Below are 21,777 nucleotides of genomic sequence, written 5' to 3'. Positions count from 1 at the left end.
GTCGTATGTCTGATTGCACTAAAACGAATGAGAAAGATCAAAAAATTCTGGATGCAGCAACAAAGTTTTTTCTGATCCATGGTTTTAGTGGAACAACCACAGATATGATTCAAAAAGAAGCGGGCGTTTCAAAAGCGACCATGTATGGTTGTTTTAAAAATAAAGAAGCGATGTTTGCTGCGGTCATTGAACGCCAATGTACCAACATGCAAAAACAAATTATGTCGGTCGAGACAAAAGCCAAAAATTTACGTTCAGCCTTAACCGAAATTGGGAAAACTTATCTGTGCTTTATCTTATCGCATTCAGGTTTGGCTTTTTTTAGAGTCTGTATTGCAGAGGCTGTAAGGTTCCCGGAATTATCCGAAAAGTTCTTTGAAGTGGGACCACAACGTCTGGCAAATATTATTGCAGGTTATCTTGAAAAGTCGGTTAAACAAGGAGAAATTGAATTAACGTCTTCTTCGGAAGTCGCAGCAAATATATTTTTATCACTGTTAAGAAGTGATGCCCACCTAAAATGTTTGACTCATCCTGATTATTTAATCTCAGCTAATGAAATTAGTACTTGGGTTGAATACGCTGTTGATTTATTTTTAAAAAATATTAATTACAAACTAGATTGATTTTAAGGAGCTTATACCTCCTTAAAAAACCTAAATGTAGAAGTAAAAAGAGACCAACTTGTGGTCTCTTTTTATTCTTAGATCGCTTCTTTAGTCATCTCACCATTCACCAGTCTTAAAATCTGCAATGGATTACTGTCTTTTAAGGCTTCCGGCAGTAAACTTTGCGGATAGTTCTGGTAACACACAGGGCGCAAGTAACGGTCAATGGCCAAGGTTCCAACTGAAGTACCTCGTGCATCTGAAGTGGCTGGGTATGGTCCACCGTGCACCATCGCATCACAGACCTCAACACCTGTTGGGTAGCCATTTATGAGTAATCGACCAGCTTTTTCCTCTAGCGCAGGAACTACATCTGCAAACTCGGTTAAGTCAGCTTCATCGGCAATTAAAGTCGCAGTTAGTTGCCCATTCATGCTTTGTAGTGCCTGAATGAGTTGGGCTTTATCTTCAACTTCAATGATGACTGTGGTTGGCCCAAAGATTTCTTCTTGTAAAAGCTGGTCACCTGCCAGTAAAAGCTCAACATCAGCTTTAAACAGTTGCGGCTGCGCCTGTTTGCCTTTTTGAGTATTGCCTGCCAAATGCTTAATACCTTGATGCTCAGTTAAATGCTCAAGACCAGCGGTATAACTTTTTAAGGTGCCGGCATTGAGCATAGTTTGCGCAGGCTTAGCCCCCATAATTTCAGTCAGGTTGCTAATAAGCTGGCTAAATTCAGCTGATTTAATACCCAAGATTAAACCCGGATTAGTACAGAACTGACCACAGCCTAAAATCACTGAATCAGCTAAGTCCTGTGCAATTTTTTCACCACGGTTTTTTAAGGCTTCTGGCAACATCAACATCGGGTTAATACTGCTCATTTCAGCAAACACCGGAATCGGTTGTGGACGGGCTGCGGCCATATCACATAAAGCACGACCACCACGCAATGAACCTGTAAAACCCACAGCCTGAATTAAAGGATGTTTCACTAAAGGCTCGCCCACACCATTACCGTAGATCATGTTAAATACACCTTTTGGCATATTTGATTTTTCTACGGCACGCTCAATTGCCTGAGCTACAAAATCTGCTGTCGCCATATGCCCACTATGGGCTTTTACTACCACCGAACATCCAGCCGCCAGTGCCGAAGCAGTGTCACCACCCGCAGTTGAGAATGCTAAAGGAAAGTTACTTGCCCCAAAGACTGCAACTGGGCCTACACCGATTTTAATCTGACGCAGGTCTGGGCGTGGTAAAGGCTGACGCTCAGGTAAAGCGGTATCAATACGGGCACCTAAAAAGTCGCCACGGCGCAGCACTTTGGCAAATAAACGCATTTGCCCACTGGTCCGGTCACGTTCACCTTGTAAGCGTGCAAGTGGCAAAGCGGTTTCCTGTGAGACAATTTCAAGAAAATCTGTACCTAAAGCATCGAGTTCATCTGCAATGTTTTCTAAAAAAACAGCACGCTGTTCAGGAGACGTATGGCGGTAAGTCTTAAACGCTTGACTGGCTGCTTCACAGGCCTGATTAACCTCTTGCTCGGTTGCATGGTGAAACTCATAAGGCAAAGTTTCTCCTGTCGTAGCATGAATACTTTTTAATAAGGTTGTACCTTGTGCTCTGCGTGAACCACCAATAAAGTTGTGTCCGATAATGGTCATAACAAATATCCTGAAATTAATGAGAGTGTCTTGGAAGGTTGTCTTGGTTTACGACTCGCATATATAAAGTTGCGGGTTCCAAACAACCACCAGTAGATAATTGACCTACCATGTTGCGATACATTTCTTGCCAAGGTGTTTGAGATGGAGATACCGTCGGTTTCCATTCACGGCGGCGTTGTTCTAACTCTTCGTCAGAAATGAGTACGTTCACAGAACGTTTATTTAAATCAATACGTAAACGGTCATTGGTTTTAAGTAAGGCAATTCCACCGCCTACAGCCGCTTCGGGTGACATATTGAGAATAGATGGGCTGGCAGAAGTTCCACTTTGGCGGCCATCTCCTAAGCAAGGCAGTGAATCAATCCCTTTTTTAATTAACTCTGCTGGTGGAGCCATATTGACGACTTCAGCACTGCCCGGATAACCCACTGTACCTGCGCCACGAATGACTAAAATACAATGTTCATCAATGTTTAAGGCAGGGTCATTGATACGTGCGTGATAGTCTTCGGGACCTTCAAAAACGATTGCACGTGCTTCGAAACTATTTTCATTGTTTGGATCTGATAAATAGGTTTTTTTAAATGCTTCGCCCACTACAGACATTTTCATAATGGCACTGTCAAAAAAATTGCCGCTGAGCACAATGAAACCAGCACCGTGTTTAAGAGGTTGTTCATAAGGGAAAATGACATCTGCATTTGAGGTTTTTGCATTTTTGGCAATTTCCCCAATTGTTTTACCGCTAACCGATGCACAATCTTCGTGTAATACACCAGCTTTTTGTAATTCGTGTAAAACGGCAGGAACACCACCCGCACGGTGGAAACCTTCACCCAAATATTTACCCGCCGGCATACAGTTCACAATGAGCGGAATGTTTTCACCCACATGTTGCCAGTCTTCTAAACTCAGCTCAATACCCATATGACGGGCAATTGCAATGAGGTGAGGAGGACAGTTACTCGATGCACCTAAAGCTGAGGCTACTGCGATTGCATTTTCAAAAGATTGTTTGGTCATAATTTTAGAAGGACGTAAATCTTCTAAAACCATTTCACATATTCTTTTGCCGGTCATATAGGCCATTTGCCCACGTTCACGATATGGCGCCGGAATACTTGCACATGTTGGTAAAGACATACCCAATGCTTCTGCCAAAGCATTCATGGAAAGTGCAGTGCCCATGGTGTTGCAATGCCCGACCGAAGGTGAAGCAGAAGTGGTCATTTCCATGAACCCTTCATAGTCAATTTCACCAGTGGCAAGTAAGTTTCTTGCATGCCAAAGCACAGTGCCGGAACCAATTAACTCACCTTTAAAATGACCATCTAGCATTGGCCCACCAGACAACACAATTGCAGGTATATCTGTTGTGGCTGCTGCCATTAAACATGCAGGGGTAGTTTTGTCACAGCCAGTAGTCAGCACTACACCATCAAGCGGATAACCATGCAAGATTTCAACCAAACCTAAATAGGCCAAGTTGCGGTCAAGTGCAGCAGTTGGACGACGGGTTTGTTCTGCAATTGGGTGGACGGGGAATTCCATTGGAATACCACCCGCGTCTCGAATACCCGCTTTAACGCGTTAAGCAAGTTCTTTGTGATGACGGTTACATGGGGTCAAATCACTACCGGTTTGTGCAATTCCAATAATCGGGCGACCTGATTGTAACTCGGCGCGGGTCAAACCATAGTTCATGTAACGCTCAACATATAAAGCGGTCATGTCGGCATGTTCAGGATCATCAAACCATTCTTGGCTACGTAAAAAAATCCGTTTATTTTGATCATTCATTTTTTGATCCTTTCACTCATACTTTTTGAAATTTAGTTTATTTACGAGATGAATCTTGCAATTCAACCGATCGATAATACGTGAAAATTATAGTAATTCACGCTGCTTCAAATTACGCATCAAAGCATTTATTCCAAAATTCCACGGTGTTGCTTTATCACTGGTCATAACCGTGTTGTACAAAGTACCAAGTTTAGGCGAATGAATACGGACGACATCTCCAACTTTATGGGTAAAGCCAGCCCCAGCTTGTTCTCGATCTTGAGTCGGTGCAAATAAAGTACCCAAGAACAAAACAAAACCGTCTGGATATTGATGGTTTTCATTAAGAGTTTGTTGAATTAAATCTTCAGGATCTCGGCTAATTTGTGACATAGAGCTCACCCCATTTAACACAAAGTTATCGGTGCCTTGAATTTGCAGTTCAACATCGCAAGTACGAATATCATTTAAAGTAAAAGTATGGTCAAAAAGGCGAATAAATGGGCCAATCGCACAAGATGCATTGTTATCTTTCGCTTTACTCAACAGTAAAGCGCTACGGCCTTCAAAGTCTCTTAAATTGACATCATTACCTAAAGTCGCACCTAAAATCTTACCTTGGCTGTTGGCAACTAATACGACTTCCGGCTCTGGATTATTCCACTCAGACTTTGGGTGAATACCAATATTTTGTCCTGTGCCTACAGCTGCTAAAACAGGGGCTTTAGTAAAAATCTCGGCATCTGTACCAATACCCACCTCAAGATATTGAGACCACATTTTTTGTTCGATTAAATATTCTTTGAGTTGTAGCGCTTTTTCAGAACCGGGTTCAATTGTTTTTAAATTATCACCGATTACGCCTTGTACAACTTCACGAATCGATTGAGCTTTTTGTGCATCGCCACCGGCTTGTTCTTCAATCACGCGTTCTAACATGCTTGCAGCAAAGGTAACACCTGCAGCTTTAATTACTTGTAAATCAATTGGAGCTAAAAAGTATGCCTTGTTGGTATCTGGCTCGGCGATAGTATTGGCAAATAATTCATCAATTGAACCAACTGGTCTTCCTTCAATTTCAGATAAAGCTTTTAAAGGATCGGCACTTTCAAGTAACTCGGAAATAGTATGAAATTTTTCCGAGATATCAAAAACTTGATTGCCTCTTAAAATAATAGGGGATGGACCCGAAATTTGATTTGGAATCCACGCACGGCCAATTAAGCATCCTTGAGTTGCATCATCTGGTAATGAGTTCTGGGAATTTAACGTAAAGTTCATTTAAAGCTTCCTTCTTTTATTTGAAATCATGATATGTTTCTTATTTAATAAACACCAATCGTAATAATTTAATTATTAATAACCAGTGGTTATCAAAAAGGAATTTTAAAAATGGCAGATTTGACTTACTCAAGTTTAAATAACTGGCTTAAATTCAAGCACTTGGTTTTGTTAGAGACTTTAGCTCGAACCAATAACATGCATTTAGCTGCCGAGCAGATGAATTTAAGTCAACCTGCCGTAAGTAAAATGCTAAAGGAAATTGAGGGCCTTCTTGGGTTTCAGGTCTTTGAGCGACTGCCCCGAAATATGCCTGTAACGGCATTGGGTGAACACGTCATTCGTTATGCCCAGCGGGTTTTGAATGACGCAAAGCATTTTGTCGAAGACATCGAGATTTTACGGTTGGGTGGACATGGGTTTTTAAAAGTAGGAGGAATATTTGCAGCAACCGCCGTGGTAATTCCAAACTCAATTATCGAAATTAAGAAACAATGGCCTCTACTTTCTATCGATGTTGTTGAACAGACCAGTGACCATTTAATGGAAATGTTGAGTGAACATACTCTAGATTTAGCCATAGGTCGCTTTACCGATGTGACGCAAAGTCAGTTTTTCGATTTCCAGCCGTTAGGCCCTGAACCGTTCTGCATTGTTGTCAATAATGCGCACCCATGTGCCCAGAAAAAGTTTTGTACATTAGAAGAATTATTAAAATGGCCGTGGGTACTTTATCCTAAAGGCACACCCATTCGGGAGCGTATGGAAGGTGCATTTGCCCGAGCTAAAGTCAAAATTCCTTTAAATACGGTAAATACCATGTCGATGCAGACCTTTTTACAGATCTTAAAAGGCGCACCTATGGTGGGTATGTTGCCAGAAGCAATGGTGATTGATCAGGTGAAAGAAGGACAACTACAGATTTTAGAAACAGACCTGATTTTAGATGCCCAAGATTATGGAATTTTGACACGTAAAGATGAACCAGTGTCTGATATAGCCGCAGCATTTATTAATATTTTACTTAAAAATGCAAAACGTAAGTAAAGTCCTCAGCCTCAAGTCATAGGAGACTTGGGGCTTTTAAATTAAAAGAAAGCCTATTTAATTTGGTCAAAGTTTCATCATAAAACTGATATTAAAAAGTTATCAATATTTAGAAATTATTCATTGGAAATTATTGCAGGGACTCCTTATCGTTTAATTCATGATGATTAAAAATCTTTAAGTGAATAAGAATTAGGAAAGGATCCCTGTATGAATGTGTTAATTACTGGTGGCACGGGTTTTATTGGAAAGCAAATCGCCAAAGAGATTTTAAAAACCGGAAGCCTGACTTTAGACGGTAAACAAGCTAAGCCCATCGATAAAATTATTTTGTTTGATGCGTTTGTTGGTGATGATTTGCCGCAAGACCCAAAAATTGAAGTGGTGATTGGCGATATTACCGACAAAACCACAGTGGCAAATATTACAGAAAAAATTGATGTTGTTTGGCATTTAGCCGCCGTGGTGAGTTCGGCAGCAGAGGCTGATTTTGACTTGGGAATGGATGTAAACCTTTATGGCCTTTTAAATTTATTAGAAGAATTAAGAAAAAAACAAACAATGCCTCGAGTCATTTTTGCGAGTGGTTGTGCTGTATTTGGTGGTCAATTACCGGAAGTTGTAACAGATGATACGGTGGTTACACCAAAGTCCTCTTACGGTATGCAAAAAGCAGTAGGAGAATTGCTCGTTTCGGATTATTCACGTAAAGGCTTTATTGATGGCCGTGTTTTAAGATTACCGACTATTGTGGTTCGTCCGGGTAAGCCTAATAAAGCCGCATCTACATTTTTTAGCTCAATTATCCGCGAGCCTTTAAAAGGTGAAACGGCAGTTTGTCCAGTCCCGCCAGATACTCCGGTTTTTATTACTTCACCACGACGCTGTGTTGAGTCAATGATTAAGGCTGCGTCAATTTCTTCAGATGCACTCCAAGATAACCGAATTATTCCTTTACCGGGATTGACCGTTACCGTTAAGCAAATGCTTGAGGCTCTTGAAAAAGTTGCCGGTAAACAAGCAACTGATTTAGTGCAGTGGCAAGAAGATAAAACGATTCAAAGGATTGTTCAAAGTTGGCCGGTTCAAGTGAAAGCTGAATATGCCGAATCTTTAGGTTTCCAAGCAGATGAGAATTTTGAAAGCATCATTCAGGCACATATAGAAGATACCCAAAATTAATGGCAGTGTTCGCCAATTCATGTGAGAGTTATTATGGAAGATATCAAAAATGTCACTGCTCTCGAAGAGCAGACAATTAAGCGTATTTCGAGTCGAATCATCCCGTTTCTTATTATTTTATTCATTATGGCCTTTCTAGACAGAACCAATATTGGTTTTGCTGCGCTACATATGAATGATGCAATTGGAATTACCCAAACTATTTTTGGTTTAGGGGCGGGTGTATTTTTCTTGGGTTACTTTATTGCAGAAGTACCGAGTAACGTTTTACTTCATCGGTTTGGTGCACGGATTTGGATTGCCCGAATCATGATTACTTGGGGAATTATTGCCGGGCTTATGGGATTTATCCATAGTGGTACCCAATTTATTATTTTACGGTTTTTACTGGGTATTGCAGAAGCGGGTTTCTTTCCGGGGGTTATTTTTTATTTAACCTTATGGTTTCCTGCTAAATATCGTGCCCGTGTCTTCGCGACTTTCTATTTAGGGTTACCAATTGCCCAAATTATTGGAGCGCCAATTTCGGTCGGCCTTATGCAATGGGGCAATACCATTGGCTATGAAGGCTGGCGTTTGATGTATGTTTTAGAAGGGATTCCTTCCATTATTTTAGGATTAGTCTGTCTAAAATATTTAACCAATAATCCGAAAGAAGCACAGTGGTTAACAGCTGAGCAGCGCCAATGGCTCATGAATACGCTAGAACGTGAAGAAAGAGAAAAAGAGCAATCTGCCGATGCTGCTTTAACAAAAGGTGAACTCATTAAACAAGTGTTTAAAAATCCTTTAGTGTGGATTATGGCAATTGTTTATTTTGGAATTACGTCTGGTTCAAATGCGATGTTCTTCTTCTTACCAAGTGTTTTAGAGTCGTTCCGTAACACCTTTGGTATGCAAATTAGCCTTATCCAAAATGGCTTACTCACCGCTATTCCATATGCATTTGCGGCGGTTGGTATGGTTTTATGGAGCCGCCGTTCTGACCGTAAACAAGAGCGTTATAAACACGGTGCTTGTGCTGCACTTATGGCGGCTTTCGCAATTGCGATTGCTTTAATTGTGAATCAACCGTGGGCAATTATTGTGGGCTTTATTCTGCTCGCGATTGGTGTATTTAGTGCAATTAACATTTTCTGGACTATCCCTGGGCAAACTTTAACAGGAGTGGGCGCCGCAGCCGGTATTGGCTTAATTAACTCTGTAGGTAATTTAAGTGGTTTTACTGGTCCATATTTAACAGGCTATTTATATACCACCACGGGCACCTATACAGTAGCGTTCCTTGCCATTGCAGGATTTGTCGCCATGGGCGGTTTAGGGTTACTGCTTTTGGCAAAGTTAAAGTCTGATAGCCTAAAAGTAGAACAACGGCGACTTAAAGTGCGGACTGCTACGGAGATGAAATAATGGCTCGGATTGGTTTTGTTGGAACGGGCATTATGGGAATGCCAATGGCCATGAATTTATTAAAAGCTGGTCATCAAGTTAAGGTTTGGAATAGAACTTCATCTAAAGCAGAAAGTTTAAAAGAAGCTGGTGCATATGTTTGTAGTGAACTTGAACAAGTCGGAAAAGATGTAGAGTTTCTGATTTGTATGCTCAGTGATGGAAAAACCTGTAATGAAATTTTATTTCAAGAACGTGGTGCAATTTCACAGCTAAAACCTGAAAGCACGGTCATTGTGATGAGTTCAATACCGGTTGAAGTTGCAAAAAACCAAAGTGAAAAATGTAAAGAAAACGGACTTAGATATTTGGATGCACCTGTTTCTGGCGGTGAAAAAGGTGCTCAAAATGCAAGTCTGGCAATTATGGTTGGCGGCGATGCTCAAACATTTTCACATGCTGAACATGTTCTATCTGCCATGGGGCGACCAGTTTTAGTCGGAGATGCCGGCTGTGGAATGTTGGCAAAACTCGTCAATCAAATGATAGTCGCATCTACCATCGCAACCGTGAGTGAAGGTTTATTGCTTGCCAGTAAAGCAGGAGCAGACCCGATAAAACTCAAACAAGCATTAACAGGCGGTTTTGCAGACTCTCCGATTTTGCAACAGCATGGCGAACGCATGTTAAATCGAGATTTTAAACCGGGAGGTACAGCTCGAAACCAGCATAAAGATATTCATACAGCCGTTAGCTATGCTAAATCGCTTGAGTTGAATTTACCTATAGCCCAAAAAGTCAGTCAATTATTTGAAAATATGCTTGCTGCCGGAGATGGTGAGCTTGATCATTCTGGTTTAATTCGTGAGCTTGAACGAATGAATCATGTGTAATATTGCTTTAATTTTAGCGGTACTTGATGAATAGACATAATCAAGTACCGCTTTTTTTCTGGTATTAATTTTTTAATAGTCCACGTTTATTGCTTTTATATATTCTTAATATCTACTGACGGAGAAACCCCAAAAAAGCGTTTATATTCTCTGGAAAATTGGGACAAGCTTTCATAACCGACTTGCATGCTGGTAGATGAAATATCGTATTCTTCGGTCATTAGCAAACGCCGTGCTTCGGTCAATCTCATTCTCTTTTGATACTGTAAGGGACTCATTGAGGTTATATCCCTAAAATGTTGATGAAAACTTGATGCACTCATCCCCATTGTGCTTGCCAGTTCTTCAATACTAAATGGTTTCGCAAAATTTGTTTTCAGCCATTCAATTGCCTTCACAATTCGATGGCCTGTAGTGCCTGCCGCTACAATACGTTTAAGTCGATCGCCTTGCGGACTCATCAATAAACGATAAAAAATTTCCTTAATAATAAGAGGAGACAAGATGGGAATGTCTTGTGGCGTATCTAGTAGTTTTATTAACCGTATAAACGCATCATTCAGCTCTGAATTGACTACTCCAACAGCCATTCCTTTTTTCTCAGTATTTACATCTTTAAAGGGAATATGGGCCTCAAGCATGATTTGAGCAAGTAAATATGGGTCTAGCCTTAGCACAATTGAGAGATAGGGTTGTTCAACAGAAGCTTCAAGCACTTGAGCAATTACAGGCAGGTCAATTGCAGTAAAAAGGAAATGGTTAGAGTCATAAGTATAAGTCTCTTCGCTAAGAATCACCTGTTTTTTGCCTTGAGCAATCATACATAGACTCGCATCCATCATGCTGCTACTTGGTTTGGTCAATGTCTCTGCACGATATAAAGTCAGTCCCGTAATAGCTGTTTCGAATGTGCCTTTTTCTCGTGTCCATTGATCGACAAGTTGAGCCAATTCTTGATTATGGTTAGACCTATTCGCCATTCAGATTCTACCGATTACCCTCTGTATTTTTATTGTAGGCATTTCAAATAAGAAAAATAGTGAGAAGTGCAACAATTCGGAGGATTAGGCAAATCTGTGAGAGGAATAGAACAACACCTTACAACTTTCATTTTTATACTGATGAACATGGCAAAAACTGATTGATTCAATTCTGCTGGACTACTGCTTCCAGAGCATATTCATAGGGTTTCAAAATCAATAGCCATTAATGAATATCCAGTGAATAAATCATTTCTATTTAAACATTAAACATGAGAGAAAAATATGACAACTGAAGTTTTAGGTTATGCCGCGCTGTCATCAGAAACTCCTTTAGTTCCGTTTAAATTTGAACGTAGAACCCCACGTGAAGATGATGTTGTCATTCAAATTGAGTATTGTGGTGTTTGTCACTCTGATCTACATCAAGCTAAAAACGATTGGGGATTTAGTGCTTATCCATTAGTTCCGGGCCATGAAATTGTTGGACGTGTTACCTCAATCGGTCCTAAAGTCACAAAGTATAAAGTTGGTGATTTAGTGGGCATTGGCTGTATGGTCGATTCATGCCGTACTTGTTCTGCTTGTCATTCAGGGCTAGAGCAATATTGTGAAGAAGGTAACATCCAGACTTATGGCGGCGTAGATCGCCATGACCAACGCCCAACTTATGGTGGATATTCACAAAGCATTACCTGTAGTCAAGATTTTGTATTAAAAGTACCTGAAAATCTGGATGCTCGAGCTGTACCACCACTACTTTGTGCGGGTATTACCACATGGTCGCCGCTACGTCACTGGAATGTTGGAAAGGACAGTAAAGTTGCTGTCGTTGGTTTAGGTGGTTTAGGACACATGGCAATTAAACTTGCCAATGCTCTAGGCGCTGAAGTGACACTATTTACTCGCTCAGCAAACAAAGAACAAGATGCAAAACAACTTGGCGCACATCATGTAGTGTTATCAACAGATGAGAATCAAATGAAGTCGGTATTAAATCAATTTGATTTAATTGTTGATACTGTGCCTTATAACCATGATTTGAAGCCTTATATTCCAACTTTAGCTTTAAATGGAACCATTGTATTAGTTGGATATTTAGGTGAAATTAGCGCAAATTCAGTACCTATGATTTTAGGTAGAAAATCAATTGCAGGCTCGGTTATTGGTGGAATTAAAGAAACACAAGAACTACTCGATTTTTGTGGTGAGCATAATATCGTTTCTGAAGTAGAGATGATTAATATGCAAAATATTAATGAAGCTTTTAAACGTATGCTAAAGAGCGATGTGAAGTATCGTTTTGTGATTGATATGAAAACTCTATCTGAAGATTAATTCAGACATTATTTGAGCTGTGCATACTATAGCTATGTGTGCACAGCCCATCAGGTTAATTAATGCAAGCGCTATGATTTAGAAGATATATTTACCCATAGCAAAGATAAATAGCTTAAATAAAAAACTAAATCCAAAAACAGGTATGCTGAGTCCTAACACGAGGCTCACCGCTATAAACATGATTAAATTATTTGACTCGCTTTTATAGACTTTTTGCCCAATCATTAAATAGTTTTTATTAGTTGGTAAATTTGGCGTTTTTTTTGCTTACTATCTAAGGCGTTATCTAACATACTTAATTTGATTGTTGTATAAATGATGATTCAAACCGTCTTGCTCTCTTATGGTGTTTTTTTCACATGAAAAATGCACTAAATAAACACATCTTTTTATTTTGCACTCTATTTGTGCACGGGGTGTCATAATGAAGTTATTGGCTTCATTACTCACTTTACTCATTCTATGTGGATGTTCCTCATCTGAGCAAAATAGAAAAACTCAAGAAAACTCAACCCCTCATTCAATATGTGTTTTTGATAGTACAAATACAAAAGTCTGTGTAGCCAAACCTGCCCAAAGAATTGTCTCTTTGTTTGAGTCGGGTTTAGATGGCCTCTATATGCTAGGGCAAGGTGACAAAGTAATTGGTATACCTGCCGAAGTATACATTCAACCTTTATTATTTAATGCCTATTCAAAAATAGATAAACGCATTGCTAATAAGCAGCTTGCAGCACCTTCGCAAGGAGCCAATGCAACCAATATTGAAAGTCTCGTGTTGCTAAAACCAGATCTAGTGATTGTAGGAAGCGGGCAGACTCAAACGATTGAACTGTTACGGCAGTTTGGCATCGCTGTATATGTAATGGAGTCCAGTACCTACAAGCAAGTGAAAGAAGAACTGTCTGAAATTGCTATTTTGAGCGGCGCCCAAAAGCGAGCTCAGGAAATTTTAAATTTCTCTGATGAAATTGTGGCAGAAGTCGCAGCCAAAACGGCCCGTCAGCCAAATAAACAATCGATTTACTATGCTTGGTCTGGTGGACGAATTTTTTCTACCTCTGGACGAGAGTCGATTACCAATGATTTTATTGAACTCGCAGGTGCTTACAATATTGTTCAGACCGAAGCTAACCAGCCTAACGTGAACCCAGAGACTTTAATTGAATGGAACCCTGACAATATTGTGCTTTGGAATACCAATCCAAAACTGATTTATGAACGAAAAGAATTACAGGGTTTAAGCGCTGTACAAAACCGAAAGGTATTTAATTTGAGTCCTGCATTTATATATAACCCCCATACCATTAAAATCATTATTACGGCGATTTATCTAAATCACAGTATTTATCCTGAACAGTCTGATTTACCAGTAAGTGCTTTACAACAGCGTATTTTAACCAAGTTGTATGGTGAGCAGCTTGCTAAAGCGTTGGTGCCATGAATATGGAAAAGCTGAAATATTATTGGTTTTACCCGTTACCAGTTGTCATGATTTTTATCTCGCTGCTTATTGGGCCAACTCAAACGTTAAGTGCATGGGACTATTTGCGGTGGGGGGTACAAGCAGTCTTTGGTACACCATATTTTGACGCTGAACAATTTAGTCTGATGCAAAACATTTTAGTAAATGTCAGATTACCCAGAATTTTACTGACTTTTATGGTGGGAGCTGCGTTAGCAACCGCGGGTAATGGCTTGCAGGCCTTGTTTCGTAATCCCTTGGTCGACTCGTATGTACTCGGTATTTCATCTGGTGCCGCGTTTGGTGCAGCTTTGGCACTTTCTTTAAGTTGGCTTTCGCCAAATCTATCCGCCTTTGTTTTTGGCGTTTGTGCTGTTGTCTTAACGTATTTATTTGCACATCAAAAACATGAAAGTCAGACGTCTTTAGTGATGGTAATTTTATCGGGCATGATTGTTTCGGGATTGTTTTTAGCAGGACTTACGGTTATTCAGTACCTAAGCGATCCATTTAAATTACAAGCGATTGTGCAATGGACGATGGGCAACTTACATCAGGCTTCTTGGCAAAAGGTTCAATACGCCGTGCTACCAATTTGTATTGGCCTTGCCGGATTGTTTGCGATGCGTTGGCGCTTAAACTTAATGGCACTCGGTGCTGAAGAAGCACAGGCGGTGGGTGTTAACCCAAGGTGGGAACAACTTCTTTTAATTGCTCTGGTGACTGTATGTACGTCAACTTCTGTGGCTGCGGCAGGCATTATTAGTTTATATGGGCTGTTTATGCCGCATATTGTGAGAATGTTGGTTGGGCCAGATCACTGCTACAGTATTCCTGCCAATATGGTGTTGGGCGGTAGTTTTCTACTCATGATTGATAACTTTTCTCGGGTTTTACTGACGTTTGAAATACCGATTGGTATTTTTACTATGCTACTTGGTGCGCCATTTTTCTTATTATTAATGAAAACACAGAGGACTCATTGGGCATGATACAAATTGATCAGTTAAATTATGCCTATGGGCACAAACAGGTTCTTAAAAATATTCATCTGGAGTTTCCTGAAAATCAGTTTTCCGTAATTTTAGGGCGTAATGGTTGCGGAAAATCGACACTTTTTAAATTGATGGCTGGCCTAGAACCTGTAAAAGATGGCTTGATTCGTTACTCTGGAAAAGCACTATCGGACTTTAAAGGAAAAAATCGGGCAGCCTTACTCGGTTTTTTACCGCAGTTTCATAAAACCGTATTTCCATTTTTGGTTAAAGATGTGGTGATTACGGGGCGTGCTGCTTTTAGCCGATATCGTCCTTCAAAATCAGACTGGGAACGTGTAGACCAAGCTTTGCTTGATTTAGATATTGAGCATTTGCGTGATCGTCCTTATACCGAGCTATCGGGTGGCGAAAGACAATTGGTCATGATTGCCCGTATTTTAGTGCAAGCACCGAAAGTCATTTTGCTTGATGAACCAACCAACCATCTCGATGTTTATTATCAGTCTTATTTAATGAAAAAATTGCGTCAGTTGTCGCGGCAAAATTTTACGGTGATTGCGATTATGCATGATCCCAATTTGGCCTTTTTATTTGCCGATCATTTGTTTTTTATGCGCCAACATGAGGTGGTTAAGCCTGAGTCTAAAACACGAATCACCGATCCTAAGTTTTTAAAAAGTGTCTATGATGTTGAGTTCCATGAAGCCATGATTCAAGACAAAACCATTGTGATTCCTGACCATTCTTGGCTATGAATATGTTGAATTATCAGCTAGTGGGCAAATCAGACTATGTGTCTGCGGTAGAATTCGCGCTTTATACAAGACAGCTGTTATTCCCAGAAATTTATCATGGGCAAGTCCCCAAAGATTTACAAAATTTTGAGCAGCATTATGTCCATGATCCACTGGGCTGCTTCATTACAGTAAAAGATAAAAACCGTATTATTGGCACGATTGCATATCGGGCTTATGACCATCGTTTTGATTTAAATTTACCGTCTAATACGGTTGAGGTGGTTAAGTTATTTGTATTGCCTGAATACCGCCGTAAGGGCATCGCGACCCAGCTATGTGACATGTTGTTTAGCCATGCCAAAAACAGTGAAATTACGACTTTGTATTTGCATACCCATCCATTTTTACCGGCGGCTGAAGAGTTTTGGACTCTACAAGGTTTTGAGGTTATTCAACGCGAATGGATCGATACGTATGACACCATTCATATGAGTAAATCTTTATAGCGTTTTATCATACGCATGAAATCTTTTTTGAAAATGGGTAGGCGGATAACCCATAATTTTGCTGAACATTGCGGTAAAAGCTGCCGAGTGTTCGTAGCCTAAACTAAAAGCAATTTCCGTAATTGAGATATTTTCTTTTAAGGCATTTAAAGCATAAATAATGCAGACTCGATTACGCCAAGCCTGAAAGGACATGCCAGTTTCAGACTTAAACCAGCGGTGAAAAGTTCGTTCACTTTTATTGTGGTCATGTGCCCAATCTTTAGGGCTGCTATGAATATCGGGATGCTCCATAAACTCAGCACATTGTTGAGATAGTAATGTGTTGTGAGGCAAAGGAATAAACAGAGGTAGGGCTGGTGCAGCTTCTAGCTCATATAACAATAAATCGATAAGAGCGCCGTCTCGGCCTGAGCGCGAGTAATCAATGGATAACTTATTTGCCTGAATGAGCAATTGATGTAACAAAGGCGAGACTTGTATAACCTCGCAATAGTTTGCTTGTCTTGGGGCATTACTCACTTCTATATACAAACTATAAGTACTGACTTTAGATAGCCATACCCGATGTGGTTTGCCTGCGGGTATCCATACACCGCTGTACGGTAACACAAGCCATTGTCCATCTTCAGTTTCAACTTTCATAAGCCCTTCGGGTGCATATAAGAACTGTGCACGGCGATGGTTATGCGTATCTAACAAGGTATCAGCAGGATAATCTGACCCTAACGCTAGAACTGCTTGTGGTAGATGGTCTACCTCGTTAATTGAAATATTACGCATATATTTTTGGCTGAAACAAATAAAAATATGGCTTTTCTACGTTAGTTTGCCATAGAGCTATTTTATATCATGCCTCTATAAACGTGAGGAAGATGATCATGCTATATGAGCTATTTTTATTTGGACTACTTTCAGGCATAACCACTTGGTTATTTGGCTTTGGTGGTGGTTTTGTTGCTGTACCTTTGCTTTATACAGTCATTGTTCAAAAGTGGAGTAATGAAAGTAATATCGGCATACATGCCATGCAAATCGCCGTAGCTACATCAGCTTTTGTCATGCTCTGCTCGGCAAGTTTTGCAGTCTTTCGGCACTATCGGTCTGGACATATAGATTGGCAAAAAATCCGCTTTTTGTGGGGTGGTATTGCACTTGGTGGAATTGTCGGTGCGGTAATGGCCTCATTGTTTAATGGAAATTGGCTTCGCTGGATATTTATGGGCTATGTGTTCATAACCATTCTAGATTGTTATTACCGACCAGGGTTTATAGTGACCTCAAAGCAAAAGCAACACTATGGACAAAATAGTGAACTCATTAAAGGGGGCATTATTGGTTGGGTTGCAGCACTTTTAGGTGTGGGTGGCAGTGTAATGACGGTTCCTTTATTACGGCGGCGGGGTAGTTCTATGGTAGAGGCTGCGGCTATTGCAAATATTCTCACGCTGCCTTTGTCTTTAACTGCAACACTGACCTATTGTGTATTGTCAATTTGGCAATCTACACCCAACGGATTTATCGGTCTCATCTGGTTTAAAGCTGCTTTATTCTTGGTTGCTGGAACATGGATTGGGCTATATTTTTCAGAAAAATTTATTTCAAAACTACCTGATTTATGGCGGGCAAAGTTATATCCGCTACTTTTAATAATAGTTCTACTCGTCATGCTTTTTGTAAATTAAATTTTTATTTCAATTAATTGAAGAATCATCTCTCTTAAATATCGAATTTCTAAATGCTCTAAAACTGCAAATTTTATGTCTTAAAGGGCTTTGAAAAAAGTTTAAAAATTAGACTTGAAATATATATTGGCTTTGTGCCAATATATATTCATCGAAGGTCATCAGACAAAAAGAGGATGATATGGCTATCCAGCTTTTAGATGCGGCAAGAAATGAGATTCCAGTGAAATTCACGCAGTTTTCTGGTGGCGAGCGTCATGTTCAAATTGATGAGACAACCTTAGGTTCAATATCTGGCAAGGTATTGGTCCGTGCAAAGATGGCCTCAAGTCACGATGTGATGGACTATTTGTTACTTGAAAATATATTGTTGACTCAGGGTTTAACCATTGACCTAGAAATTCCGTATTTTCCATATGCACGTCAGGACCGTATTTGTGCAGTAGGCCAAGCGTTCTCGCTTGATGTGATGACCAGGTTACTCAACATCAATGCTGACAAAAAAGCGGGCAAACAAGGCAAGATCACTGTTTGGGACTGTCATAGTGAAGTAACGACAGCCTTACTCGCTGCCAATACTTCTTTTAGCGAAGTTGTAAACATCAGTTCAGTAGACATCATCGTAAAGAGTGAAGCACTAAGCACATTGTTAAAAGACGAAAAAACAGTACTGGTTTGCCCAGACAACGGCGCAAAAGCGCGTACACAAATGGTCGCAGATGCTTTTAATTCTAAGCGCAAACAACCAATCACTATTATTCAGTGCGATAAAAAACGTGATCCGGTAACTGGCAAAATTTTAGGTACACATGTACATGCGACTGATCTATCGGGCCTCACAGCGGTCATTACCGATGACATTTGCGACGGCGGCGCAACTTTTATTGGTATTGCCAAAGAACTCCGTCGCCTTAATTGTCATAAGGTCGTTCTATATGTGACTCACGGTATTTTTAGTAAAGGAATAGAGGTTTTTGATGGGCTGCTTGACCAGCTATTTACCTCAGACAGCTTTCCACAACAAGCATCAGACAAAATTTCCGTAATTGCTTTTGCAGCAAAATAAAGAGAATAAAGATGACGATTAAACTTAATCCATTAAACGCTATCGATTTTTATAAAGCTGATCACAGACGTCAGTATCCAGCAGGTACAGAGTACGTGTACGCAAACTTTACGCCTCGTTCATCTCGACTTGCTAAAATGTTGCCTGACTTTGACGATAAAGTTGTGTTCTTTGGTCTTCAGGGTTTTATCAAACACTTTTTAATCGATACTTGGAATGAAGGTTTTTTCAAACAACCTAAAGACAAAGTCGTGGCTACTTATAAACGCCGTATGGATAGTTCACTAGGTGAAGGTGCTGTACCAGTCGATCATATTGAAGCGTTACACGACTTGGGTTATTTACCATTACGCATTAAAGCATTGCCAGAAGGTAGCCGCGTCAATATGCGTGTACCCGTGCTCACCGTTATTAATACCGACCCGCGTTTCTTTTGGTTAACGAATTATATTGAAACGGTGTTAAGTGCTGAGCTTTGGAAAAGCTGTACAACCGCCACTATTGCTTATGAGTACAAACGTTTATTAACTCAATATGCTGTAAAAACTGGCGCACCGCTTGATTTTGTACCTGTGCAAGGGCACGATTTTAGTAGCCGTGGCATGAGTGGAATTTATGATGCGGCACAATCGGGTGTGGGGCATTTAACCAGTTTTATTGGAACAGACTCGGTTGCTTCAATCGACTATGCCGAAGAATATTACAATGCAACAGGTGTGATTGGGGTATCTGTACCAGCGACCGAACACAGTGTGATGTGTATGGGTACAGAAGACAGTGAGCTAGAAACATTTAAGCGTTTAATTTGCGAGCTTTATCCGTCGGGTGTTGTCAGTATTGTGTCTGATACTTGGGACTTTTGGCGAGTCATTACAGAGTTTACGGTGGCTTTAAAACCTGAAATTCTGGAAAGACAACCGAATGCTTTAGGCTTGGCCAAATTGGTTTTCCGTCCAGACTCTGGTGACCCAGTTAAAATTATTTGTGGTGACCCAGATGCCGAAGTCGGCAGCCCAGCCTACAAAGGTGCAGTTGAATGTTTATGGGAAGTGTTTGGCGGTACAACAACTGAGCAAGGCTATAAAGTACTCAATGAACGTGTCGGTTTAATTTACGGTGACTCGATTACCCTAGACCGTGCACAGCGTATTTTAGAAGGCCTTGAAGCTAAAGGCTTTGCTTCAAACAACTTAGTGTTTGGGATCGGCAGTTTTACCTATAACTACTTAACTCGCGATACCTTTGGTTTTGCTGTGAAAGCGACTTGGGGGCAGGTGAATGGTGTAGGCCGCGAACTGTTTAAAGACCCGATTACTGATTCAGGCGTTAAAAAATCTGCGAAAGGTCTATTACGCATCGAAGAAAGTGAAAATGGCTTCACCTTGTTTGATGAGCAAACAGCCGAACAAGAACAAGGTGGAGCACTTAAAACCGTCTTTGAAAATGGTAAACTTCAATATGAGTGTACTTTGGATCAAATACGTGAGCGTTTATCCATCGCATAACTGAGTTTAGATGAGCCGTTGCATGAGTATCGGCTCATCATTTTCATTGAGAGACTGAACGTGACTATTCAAACTGAACAAGAATTCCTTGCCAGTTATGATCGCCGAGATTATGACGCACCTTTACTCACTGTCGATATGGCTATTTTCTCGGTATTTAATGGTCAGTTGCAGGTATTACTCATTAAGCGGCCCAACTTTCCAGCCAAAGACCAATGGGCCTTACCGGGTGGTTTTGCCGATTTAAAGCACGATCAAGATTTGATGGCCACAGCTTATCGTAAGCTTGTCGAAAAAACAGGAATTAGTTCACCTTATTTGGAACAAGTTGCCTCTGTGGGCAATGCCAAACGTGACCCGCGTGGCTGGGCAGTAACCATTTTGTATTTTGCATTAATCGATTTTAATGCCTATCAACACCAAGCTTTGGCTGAGTACAGCGAATGGGTGCCTGTAGCAAAAGCACAAGATTTAGCATTGGCGTTTGATCATAATGAATTGCTCAGCTTGGCTTTAGAGCGTTTAACCAGTAAAACTCGCTATACGGCATTGCCAGCTAGTCTCATGCCCGAGTTATTTACACTGACCGAGCTACAGACTATTTATGAAATTATTCTTGGGCAATCTTTAGATAAAAAAGCGTTTAGACGCCGTATGATAGAAGCGGGTGCAGTTGAAGAAACCAACCACAGTAAAATTGTGGGCAAACGGCCAGCTCAGCTTTACCGCTATGCACTCGATTCTTTTGATTTTATATTTCCTCGTTCACTCGAATTACCTAGAAATAAAGAGAGTGAAGGCAAGCAAAACAATGAGCTTTCTGACTAGCGCATCTTAATGCACTTTTGATTTATAATGCCGCGCTTATGATTGATGTCATGTTTTGATCAGCGCTTTGCCTATGTCACACGTTTCTCCCTGCTTCCAGCAAAACCAGTTTTTTGTGTTGGTGGAATATCTCACTTCACTACATGAAATTTATCCTGTAAGACATGAGTTTGCAGGGTATCCGGCTGCAATGACATTGGCAGATCGTGTACATTCAGATCATGATATTGCGCCGCTTGAAGCCAGCAAAAGTTACCCTGACTCAATAGAGAAAGTCTTACACTTTTCAGGTAAAGCGAGAGACATACAAGACTTTGAGCTCTTTTTAGAACAAGCCAAGTCTGCCAATATTCAAAACTTGTTATTGCTTACAGGCGATAAACTTAAAGAGCATCATAATGGTCGAGATGGTCAGCCTCGTAGTCGTTACCTAGAGTCGGTAAACGCCGTAATGGCAGCTAAGCAACATGGTGGTTTTCGTATTGGGGTTGCTTTTAATCCGTTTAAATATGTCGAAGCTGAGCGTGATGCACAGTATTTAAAACTGCATAAGAAGATTAAAGCAGGTGCTGACTTTATCATTACCCAATTGGGCTATGACATTGAAGCCTTAAAACAAGCCAAATCATTTTTAACCAAGCATGATTATTCGCAGCAAATACTAGCTTGCGTCATGCCACTGACTTTAGGCCGTGCCAACTTCATGGTAAAGCATAAAGTTGCGGGTATTGTGATTACTCCACACATGCTAAAAGTCTTGGCAGGGGAAAAACAGGCAGGGCATACAGACCGTATTTATTTGCGCTG

General features: G+C 40.5%; 19 protein-coding genes and 2 pseudogenes. 15 read left to right on the top strand and 6 right to left on the bottom strand.

Features of this window, described 5'->3' with window-relative positions; all coding sequences use genetic code 11:
* Positions 1-5: 5 nt before the first annotated feature.
* Positions 6-626 (top strand): TetR/AcrR family transcriptional regulator, encoded by a 621-nt coding sequence (locus R5R67_RS14345; protein ID WP_001278395.1) that lies wholly within the window; start codon positions 6-8, stop codon positions 624-626.
* A gap of 77 nt (positions 627-703) precedes the next feature.
* Here the strand turns inward: R5R67_RS14345 and R5R67_RS14340 are convergent, their stop codons facing one another.
* The 3 genes and pseudogenes from R5R67_RS14340 to R5R67_RS14330 form a co-directional block, all read right to left on the bottom strand.
* Positions 704-2,281: an aldehyde dehydrogenase (NADP(+)) gene (locus R5R67_RS14340; RefSeq protein ID WP_318754916.1), complete on the bottom strand. Its 1,578-nt coding sequence runs from the start codon at positions 2,279-2,281 to the stop codon at positions 704-706.
* 16 nt (positions 2,282-2,297) lie between these two features.
* A pseudogene (locus R5R67_RS14335) lies at positions 2,298-4,085 on the bottom strand (IlvD/Edd family dehydratase).
* A gap of 87 nt (positions 4,086-4,172) precedes the next feature.
* Positions 4,173-5,348 (bottom strand): fumarylacetoacetate hydrolase family protein, encoded by a 1,176-nt coding sequence (locus tag R5R67_RS14330; RefSeq protein WP_001011879.1) that lies wholly within the window; start codon positions 5,346-5,348, stop codon positions 4,173-4,175.
* Positions 5,349-5,459: 111 nt separating this feature from the next.
* Here R5R67_RS14330 and R5R67_RS14325 point away from each other — a divergent pair, with 111 nt between their 5' ends.
* From R5R67_RS14325 to R5R67_RS14310, 4 genes are all read left to right on the top strand, one after another.
* Positions 5,460-6,395 (top strand): LysR family transcriptional regulator, encoded by a 936-nt coding sequence (locus R5R67_RS14325; RefSeq protein ID WP_000774594.1) that lies wholly within the window; start codon positions 5,460-5,462, stop codon positions 6,393-6,395.
* Positions 6,396-6,605: 210 nt separating this feature from the next.
* Entirely contained in the window at positions 6,606-7,577 is a 972-nt protein-coding gene (denD, locus tag R5R67_RS14320; protein ID WP_001101642.1) for a D-erythronate dehydrogenase, read from the top strand.
* Positions 7,578-7,610: 33 nt separating this feature from the next.
* Positions 7,611-8,987: an MFS transporter gene (locus tag R5R67_RS14315; RefSeq protein WP_000389456.1), complete on the top strand. Its 1,377-nt coding sequence runs from the start codon at positions 7,611-7,613 to the stop codon at positions 8,985-8,987.
* The gene (locus tag R5R67_RS14310) at positions 8,987-9,859 is read left to right on the top strand and encodes an NAD(P)-dependent oxidoreductase (RefSeq protein WP_000090986.1); all 873 of its coding nucleotides are present in this window, start codon (positions 8,987-8,989) and stop codon (positions 9,857-9,859) included. The genes R5R67_RS14315 and R5R67_RS14310 overlap by 1 nt, the downstream gene beginning before the upstream one ends.
* A gap of 95 nt (positions 9,860-9,954) precedes the next feature.
* Here R5R67_RS14310 and R5R67_RS14305 read toward each other — a convergent pair whose 3' ends face one another.
* Positions 9,955-10,839 (bottom strand): AraC family transcriptional regulator, encoded by an 885-nt coding sequence (locus R5R67_RS14305; protein WP_000013631.1) that lies wholly within the window; start codon positions 10,837-10,839, stop codon positions 9,955-9,957.
* A 285-nt stretch (positions 10,840-11,124) separates the two neighbouring features.
* On the opposite strand from R5R67_RS14305, the gene R5R67_RS14300 reads away from it, so the two are divergent.
* Complete coding sequence (locus R5R67_RS14300; protein WP_000206306.1) at positions 11,125-12,177, top strand: NAD(P)-dependent alcohol dehydrogenase; 1,053 nt, start codon at positions 11,125-11,127, stop codon at positions 12,175-12,177.
* A gap of 78 nt (positions 12,178-12,255) precedes the next feature.
* On the opposite strand, the pseudogene R5R67_RS14295 reads toward R5R67_RS14300, so the two are convergent.
* A pseudogene (locus tag R5R67_RS14295) lies at positions 12,256-12,348 on the bottom strand (hypothetical protein); the annotation flags it as partial.
* Between the two features lie 256 nt (positions 12,349-12,604).
* Between R5R67_RS14295 and R5R67_RS14290 the strand changes: the two are divergent.
* Genes R5R67_RS14290 through R5R67_RS14275 form a run of 4 tightly spaced genes read left to right on the top strand, consistent with a single transcriptional unit; the run spans position 12,605 to position 15,886 of the window.
* Positions 12,605-13,624 (top strand): ABC transporter substrate-binding protein, encoded by a 1,020-nt coding sequence (locus R5R67_RS14290; protein ID WP_000770281.1) that lies wholly within the window; start codon positions 12,605-12,607, stop codon positions 13,622-13,624.
* Between the two features lie 2 nt (positions 13,625-13,626).
* Positions 13,627-14,637, top strand: a complete 1,011-nt coding sequence (locus R5R67_RS14285; RefSeq protein WP_002040324.1) for a FecCD family ABC transporter permease — start codon at positions 13,627-13,629, stop codon at positions 14,635-14,637.
* Positions 14,634-15,398, top strand: a complete 765-nt coding sequence (locus R5R67_RS14280; RefSeq protein ID WP_000614434.1) for an ABC transporter ATP-binding protein — start codon at positions 14,634-14,636, stop codon at positions 15,396-15,398. Before R5R67_RS14285 ends, R5R67_RS14280 begins: the two co-directional genes overlap by 4 nt.
* Positions 15,395-15,886 (top strand): GNAT family N-acetyltransferase, encoded by a 492-nt coding sequence (locus R5R67_RS14275; protein ID WP_031950509.1) that lies wholly within the window; start codon positions 15,395-15,397, stop codon positions 15,884-15,886. The genes R5R67_RS14280 and R5R67_RS14275 overlap by 4 nt, the downstream gene beginning before the upstream one ends.
* On the opposite strand, the gene R5R67_RS14270 is transcribed toward R5R67_RS14275, so the two are convergent.
* Positions 15,881-16,669 carry an AraC family transcriptional regulator gene (locus tag R5R67_RS14270; RefSeq protein WP_001244569.1) on the bottom strand — a complete coding sequence of 263 codons (789 nt, stop codon included), beginning with the start codon at positions 16,667-16,669 and terminating at the stop codon, positions 15,881-15,883. The genes R5R67_RS14275 and R5R67_RS14270 overlap by 6 nt on opposite strands.
* Before the next feature lie 98 nt (positions 16,670-16,767).
* Here R5R67_RS14270 and R5R67_RS14265 point away from each other — a divergent pair, with 98 nt between their 5' ends.
* The 5 genes from R5R67_RS14265 to R5R67_RS14245 all read left to right on the top strand — a co-directional run.
* Complete coding sequence (locus R5R67_RS14265; RefSeq protein WP_000965124.1) at positions 16,768-17,571, top strand: sulfite exporter TauE/SafE family protein; 804 nt, start codon at positions 16,768-16,770, stop codon at positions 17,569-17,571.
* Between the two features lie 181 nt (positions 17,572-17,752).
* The gene (locus R5R67_RS14260; protein WP_318754915.1) at positions 17,753-18,637 is read left to right on the top strand and encodes a phosphoribosyltransferase family protein; all 885 of its coding nucleotides are present in this window, start codon (positions 17,753-17,755) and stop codon (positions 18,635-18,637) included.
* A gap of 11 nt (positions 18,638-18,648) precedes the next feature.
* Positions 18,649-20,142, top strand: a complete 1,494-nt coding sequence (locus tag R5R67_RS14255; protein WP_000152979.1) for a nicotinate phosphoribosyltransferase — start codon at positions 18,649-18,651, stop codon at positions 20,140-20,142.
* Positions 20,143-20,202: 60 nt separating this feature from the next.
* A complete protein-coding gene (locus tag R5R67_RS14250) occupies positions 20,203-20,970 on the top strand; it encodes an NUDIX hydrolase (protein ID WP_000155301.1) in 768 nt (255 codons plus the stop codon).
* 73 nt (positions 20,971-21,043) lie between these two features.
* Positions 21,044-21,777: methylenetetrahydrofolate reductase (locus R5R67_RS14245; RefSeq protein ID WP_318754914.1), on the top strand; the 734-nt coding region annotated here is incomplete at its 3' end.

It is taken from the genome of Acinetobacter sp. OYA S30, assembly GCF_033599315.1.
GTDB classification, from domain to species: Bacteria; Pseudomonadota; Gammaproteobacteria; order Pseudomonadales; family Moraxellaceae; genus Acinetobacter; species Acinetobacter baumannii.
Note: the sequence above shows the minus strand (reverse complement) of the source record. Positions and strands in the feature narration are given on the sequence as shown.